This is a genomic window from Spiroplasma sp. ChiS (assembly GCF_002968355.1).
GTDB lineage: Bacteria > Bacillota_I > Bacilli_A > Mycoplasmatales > Mycoplasmataceae > Spiroplasma > Spiroplasma citri.
The window spans coordinates 1-5,820 of the sequence record NZ_PUUH01000299.1 but is presented as its reverse complement, the minus strand read 5'-3'; the positions used below and the strand labels follow the sequence as shown (position 1 = coordinate 5,820).

Below are 5,820 nucleotides of genomic sequence, written 5' to 3'. Positions count from 1 at the left end.
ATGTTTAGTTTTCAAAGATCGTTATTGTGTCAGCAAAACACCTTTTAAATTATACAAAATTATGCGTTTATTGTCAATAACTTTTGACTCTTTTTTTCATATTTTTAGTATTTTTTTGATAATGCAAGTAAGTATTTATTATGATTAAGTAATAAATTACTCCCAACTGACACCTTTATAATTATATAAAATCCTCATTTTTTTTGCAATCGTTTTTAGTAAAAATATTAATTTTTTTTACAAAAAACTAATTACTTAAAAAGAACTTATTTTATCCTTTTTTTATTGAAACTATTGTTTATTTACTACTAAATTTTAACTTTTTTATATAAAAAGCCATTTCAAAGGAAATGGCTAATTGGTATTAAGTTAATAATATTAATAATGTTAGTTAAAACTGCTTAAATACGTAACACGGTCAGCAATTATATCGTTATAATAATTTTCTTCATCAAAATTATTGGAACGAAATGATTGAATTCGCCCTTTGACGGCAATAATTGCTTTATCACGTAAACTAATATCTAAATCATCGATATTATTTGTTCATACTTTAACATTAACTAAATCACTGTCATAGTTACCATCTTTATTTTTAAAAGGTCGCTGAATCTTTAGTAAAAATTTCATTAGTTTTCGTTCTGCTTCTTTTTTATCATAAATAATTTCATAAGTTCCTTCTACTTGCCCAACCAATATTACTTGATTCATTCTTTATCATCCTTTCTAAAAACAACCAATATAACTCAATACTTAAAAGAATTAGAAAAAACTTTTTTCAAAAGTAAGAAAAAAATTTACAAAAAGCATTGTTATTTTTGTTTTAAAAAATCAGCCCCTTTTTGAATTTCAACTTTAGATAACCCGGGATAATCTAATTGACGCATAATTTCATAACCAACAATTCCAACTGTATTAGCAACATTTAAACTACGAACTTTTTCTGACATTGGAATGCGAAAAGTTCGTGCTAAATGTTCTTTCAAAATTGCTGTTGGAATACCAGTTGATTCACGTCCAAATAAAATAAAAATTTTTTCATCCTTGGTAAAATCAATTGCACTATGTGGCTGTTGAGCATAACGAGTTGCACAATATAATTTAAGATTTGGATTTAATTGCAAAAAATGATTTCAATCATTATATGTTTCATAATCAGCAAAATCAACATAATTTGCACTACTACGAGTAATAAATCGTTCATCAAAAATAAATCCAAATGGTTCAATTAAATGTAATTTAGCATTAATTGCAACACAAGTTCGCATAATGGCTCCAACATTTTGTGCAATTTCTGGTTCAAATAAAATAATGTTAATTTTTTTTGTTGTTTTCATCTTTTCCTCCTAATCATCATTTTTTAAACATCTGAAAAGCCTTTGAACGATGTGAATACTTATTTTTTTCTATTATAGTTAATTCAGCATAAGTTTGGCCAATTTCAGGTAAGAAAAAAATGGCATCATAACCAAAAACATTAGTACCACTTGGTTCTACAGTAATAAGGCCTTTTGTTACTCCACGGAAATATCTTGTTTCGTTTGTAATTGGATTAATATAACATAAAACACAAACTGCTTGTGCATCACGTTGTTCTAGTGATCGACATTTTTCAATTAATAAATTATTAATAATATTATTATCAGTAATTGGTTCTGCTCAACGGCGAGTATTAACACCAGGAAAATTTCCTAAACCAATAATTTCTAACCCAGAATCATCCGCTAATACTGGCTTATTTAACATTTTACTTAAATAATCAGCTTTTAAAAATGCATTTTCTTCAAAGGATGTTCCTGTTTCAGGAATTTCAGGCACAGGTGTTGTTAAATCTAATAATGATTTAACAATTATATTAATACCTTCAAACATTTCTTTAAATTCTCGTACTTTGTTCTTATTATTAGTAGCAATCCAAATTTCTTCCATTTTTTATTTCCCCGCTTTTCTTTACTATATATATTGTATAATAAAATTAATACTATATATCATACAGAATGGAAGTCAGAAATATGATAAAATACCAAATTAAAGCAAAATTAAATTTAGGTATTACGAACCAAAATTATCAAAGTATTGATAATCTTTTTATCCGTTATAGTAGTCCTTTCACTAATTTATTCATTGATCATCAAAATGAAATTTTTGTTTTAGAACAAATTAAAAATAGTGATTTAACATTACCAATTGTTGATTATGGTTATGATGGTGAACATTTCTTTTTGGTTACACCATATTATCCAACTTTGCAATCCCTTAGTATGGTTAAGCTTACAAACCAAGTCCTAACCCAAGTTGCTACAATAATTAAACAATTATGAAAAACTAAAATTAATACAAATAATCAAATTAAAACATTTAATCCCAAACAATTTTTAATAACATTAAAATCGGCAATTTGTAAGCAATTGGTCAATTTAACAACATATGAAAAAAATCTTGATTATTCAAAATTGCAACCAACAGAACTTGTTTTATGCCATAATGACTTAAATAGTGGCAATTTAGTTTTTTTAAATCAAAAACTCTACTTAATTGATTTTGAATATGCAATATTAAATGATAAATTTTTTGATATTGCTTCATTTGCTTCTGAAACATTAACAACAAAAGCTGAACAAACTTATTGATTTAATCTTTTTAATTTAACATCACAGCAACAAGAAAAAGTAGCAGCATGAATGTATTATCAAAACATTCTATGAATTTATTGAGCGAATTATATGTATGAACAAACAAAAGAAAAAATTTTTTTAACAATTATTGATTTAAAATTAACTAATTTACAAAAAAATAATTAGAGTTCTTTTTTTGTTAGTGCTGAATCAACCGGTGAATTATTGCTTTCTTTTTCATTGCTAACTGGTAATCCAGATTGTTTCTTATTTTTTTTCATTTGAAAATATCCACGAAGATTACGCATTCATACGGTTATAAATGTCCCAACAAAAATAGCACCTAAGAGAAAAAGAAATGATACTAAACAACGATATAAAATCTTATCTCATCCTCATCAATATCCAGTTAAGTAAATGCCATATAGCATTCAAGATAATGCAATTGTATAAGTAAACTGGTCAGCTTGATGAAAATGAAAATAAAACCCCAGACAAGTTAATAAAAAAACACTAAAAACCATTGTTAAACCAAAACCAATTCCAATTCCAACATCATAATGGTAGGTAAAACTTAAGTCAGGAGAAGATAAAAAAAACAATAATAAAAATGGCCCTACTGCTTCAATAATTAAAAATAAAAAACTTTTTCAAAACACTGTTCGTGAAGCATGAAATTCTAAATCATGTTGTATTTCTGGTGGTAAATGTTCTCAATTACTAGTAGACTCTTTTTTATTATTGTTTTTAATGACTTTCATAAGAATCACTAACTCCTCTTTTGCACCTTACCCTTTTATTTTAACATAAAAAAAATTGTTAAACTAACAATTAATATCATGGAGCAGGTGAAGGGAATCGAACCCTCACAGTCAGCTTGGAAGGCTGAAGTTCTACCATTAAACTACACCTGCATTTTAATTTTAAATTTTATCCTAAGCTACAGTAATATATATACCACTGTCTTGACATAATGTCAATTTTATTTAAAAAAAATTGTCCTTATCTTGTGATAATTTCGTAATAGTTATCTAACAAAAATTTCGCAATTATTTATATTATTAATTTGGTGATAACTATGGAAAGAAAATTAACAATGACAGAAAAACATAAATATAAAACTATTGAAAAAGTTATTAATAATGTATCCTGTAAAATGAAATTTGCCAAAACAACTCTTGTTAAAGGGTTGTTTTTTTATTTAAAAAACAATCTAACAATTTAATAAATATTTTGGTGGTCTAACCCAACAGTAATCAGTCTGGAAATAATAGACGCAATAACTTGCGATAGTGGTGATAAGTGCAAGGTCAACATCAAACCACAATAAAAATAGAGATGGTCACTTTATAAATAAATTTGCGATTAGCATTCGGTCCTTCATATGGGTGCAAGTAAATTTAATTTCAAAAACTGAACGATTTGACCTAAAATGGTGCGGATGAAGGAAGACATATATATGTCTGGCGTCTAATTTAAAAATATAGTTGCAGATTTTTAATAGATGCTAAAACAAACATAACACCGCCACCGCTTACCCCCAAGTAAAGCGGATGGCGTAGTAAATAAATAGATAAATACTTATATAACTAATTCTCGCTTTGGCACTTTCACTTGGGAGTGAGTGCCAGCGAGTTAAAAAGGAGAATTAAAAAATGACAGAATATAAAAGTAAATATATTAATAAAACTTAAGATGAAATAACAACATCATTTGATTGAGTTAATTGTCAACCTATTGATTGTCGTATTTCACATCATAAAAAACATTATGATTTTCAATGTTTAGAATGATCAAAAATGTACTTAAATTTATTTAAAGATAAATGAGGTGTTATTGCGTCTTATATGGAACATTACAAAATTAACGATATTTTAGATTTAGCATCAGATGGATGAAAAATATTACAATTTGAGAAAAAAATAAAAGGAATAATTTAGGAGGTAAAGATGAAAAAGAATAGTTGTCTTAAAAAAAGATATTGAGGTTATTGCTTTAAATGTGATAAACAAAATAAATATATCCTTACACACAATGAAATTACTGATGAACATTGAGCATTAAATACTAAAAAGAATTAAAAATAAAAAATGAGTAAATATATTAATGAAAAATGATTTTATAAACATTCAAAACATTCAAAACATGGAATAGTAAATTGTTATTTTAAATGTTGTGCAATATGTATCAAATGTGGAAAAAAGAAACAAATAAGACAAGATCATCTTTTATGATCATAATATGCGATATGTTCAGAAAATAAAAAGAATTAGGAGGAGTTAAATATGAGTATATGAACATTAATAATAATCATAATAAATATTATTTCATGCTTAGTGATATTGCCTTTTACAATATATGGAATAATCGAAGTCATTAAAATTAAAAAAATAATTAAAAAGATTAAAAGCAGCCAGGAATTAAATTATGAATATATGTGAAAAGAATATATGTGAAAAGATGAAGATGGCAAAGTTTACACAGAAGAAGATTTATTTAATAAAGCATTAGAAGAATGTCATTCAGAAGAAAGTGCTTGTGACTATATTGATACTTTAATTGCAGAAAAGAATTTGGAGGAATTAAATTATGAAAACATTACACGAAATGATAAAAGATTTAACAGGAGTTACTGTTGAAAATTGAAAAATAAGAGAATATTTAAGAATTGAAGTATTAGATTTACAAGATGCTTTTTTAAATGGTCCTAATTTAACTCGTACTGTTTTAGCTGGTGCTAATTTACAATGGGCTAATTTATGAGGTGCTGATTTACGTTGGGATGTTTTAAAAGATGCTGATTTACAAGGTGTTAATTTATCTATCTGGTGCTTATTTAAAAAATATTAAAATTACAAAAAAACAATTAGAACAATTAACTGTTATTGAGGAGGATTAATAATGTTAGAAAAATTAAAAGATTGAATTGAAATATATAATAATAATAATTTAAAAATTGAAGTTAAAAGTATACAATCAATTATTTTTAAAAGATTGAATTGAAATATATAATAATAATAATTTAAAAATTGAAGTTAAAAGTATACAATCAATTATTTTTAAAGGAAAAATAAAAGACTTTAAAGGTTATGAAATTTTTAAGGATTGTAAAATTATTCATAAATCAGTAAATGCTAATTTTAATTATTATTACATAAATACATCAACTTTGACTAAGCAACAATTAGAACAATTAACTTGTTAT

The 5,820-nt window shown here is 25.4% G+C and carries 10 protein-coding genes and 1 tRNA gene; 6 read left to right on the top strand and 5 right to left on the bottom strand.

What is annotated here, in order from left to right:
• Positions 1-387 precede the first annotated feature (387 nt).
• The 3 genes from C6B38_RS08070 to rdgB form a co-directional block, all read right to left on the bottom strand.
• On the bottom strand, positions 388-711 hold the full coding sequence (locus tag C6B38_RS08070; protein ID WP_004572346.1) for a single-stranded DNA-binding protein: 324 nt from the start codon (positions 709-711) through the stop codon (positions 388-390).
• Positions 712-812: 101 nt separating this feature from the next.
• The gene (locus tag C6B38_RS08065) at positions 813-1,337 is read right to left on the bottom strand and encodes a tRNA (cytidine(34)-2'-O)-methyltransferase (RefSeq protein WP_105298986.1); all 525 of its coding nucleotides are present in this window, start codon (positions 1,335-1,337) and stop codon (positions 813-815) included.
• On the bottom strand, positions 1,315-1,929 hold the full coding sequence (gene rdgB / locus C6B38_RS08060) for an RdgB/HAM1 family non-canonical purine NTP pyrophosphatase (RefSeq protein WP_105298987.1): 615 nt from the start codon (positions 1,927-1,929) through the stop codon (positions 1,315-1,317). The genes C6B38_RS08065 and rdgB overlap by 23 nt, the downstream gene beginning before the upstream one ends.
• A gap of 83 nt (positions 1,930-2,012) precedes the next feature.
• On the opposite strand from rdgB, the gene C6B38_RS08055 reads away from it, so the two are divergent.
• On the top strand, positions 2,013-2,801 hold the full coding sequence (locus tag C6B38_RS08055) for a phosphotransferase (RefSeq protein ID WP_105298988.1): 789 nt from the start codon (positions 2,013-2,015) through the stop codon (positions 2,799-2,801).
• Here the strand turns inward: C6B38_RS08055 and C6B38_RS08050 are convergent.
• Together C6B38_RS08050 and C6B38_RS08045 are read right to left on the bottom strand one after the other, a co-directional pair.
• Positions 2,798-3,376 carry a DxFTY motif-containing membrane protein gene (locus C6B38_RS08050; RefSeq protein ID WP_105298989.1) on the bottom strand — a complete coding sequence of 193 codons (579 nt, stop codon included), beginning with the start codon at positions 3,374-3,376 and terminating at the stop codon, positions 2,798-2,800. The two genes, C6B38_RS08055 and C6B38_RS08050, sit on opposite strands and share 4 nt — an antisense overlap.
• Before the next feature lie 79 nt (positions 3,377-3,455).
• Positions 3,456-3,529: transfer RNA gene (locus C6B38_RS08045), tRNA-Gly, on the bottom strand.
• 164 nt (positions 3,530-3,693) lie between these two features.
• Here C6B38_RS08045 and C6B38_RS10420 point away from each other — a divergent pair.
• The 5 genes from C6B38_RS10420 to C6B38_RS11590 all read left to right on the top strand — a co-directional run.
• Positions 3,694-3,840 carry a hypothetical protein gene (locus C6B38_RS10420; protein WP_162475910.1) on the top strand — a complete coding sequence of 49 codons (147 nt, stop codon included), beginning with the start codon at positions 3,694-3,696 and terminating at the stop codon, positions 3,838-3,840.
• A 574-nt stretch (positions 3,841-4,414) separates the two neighbouring features.
• Entirely contained in the window at positions 4,415-4,555 is a 141-nt protein-coding gene (locus tag C6B38_RS10415) for a hypothetical protein (RefSeq protein ID WP_162302559.1), read from the top strand.
• A 9-nt stretch (positions 4,556-4,564) separates the two neighbouring features.
• Entirely contained in the window at positions 4,565-4,696 is a 132-nt protein-coding gene (locus C6B38_RS12025; protein WP_255401086.1) for a hypothetical protein, read from the top strand.
• Between the two features lie 508 nt (positions 4,697-5,204).
• On the top strand, positions 5,205-5,465 hold the full coding sequence (locus C6B38_RS08040) for a pentapeptide repeat-containing protein (RefSeq protein WP_105298990.1): 261 nt from the start codon (positions 5,205-5,207) through the stop codon (positions 5,463-5,465).
• Between the two features lie 106 nt (positions 5,466-5,571).
• Positions 5,572-5,820 (top strand): hypothetical protein (locus C6B38_RS11590; protein WP_233485691.1); only part of this gene is annotated, 249 nt, incomplete at its 3' end.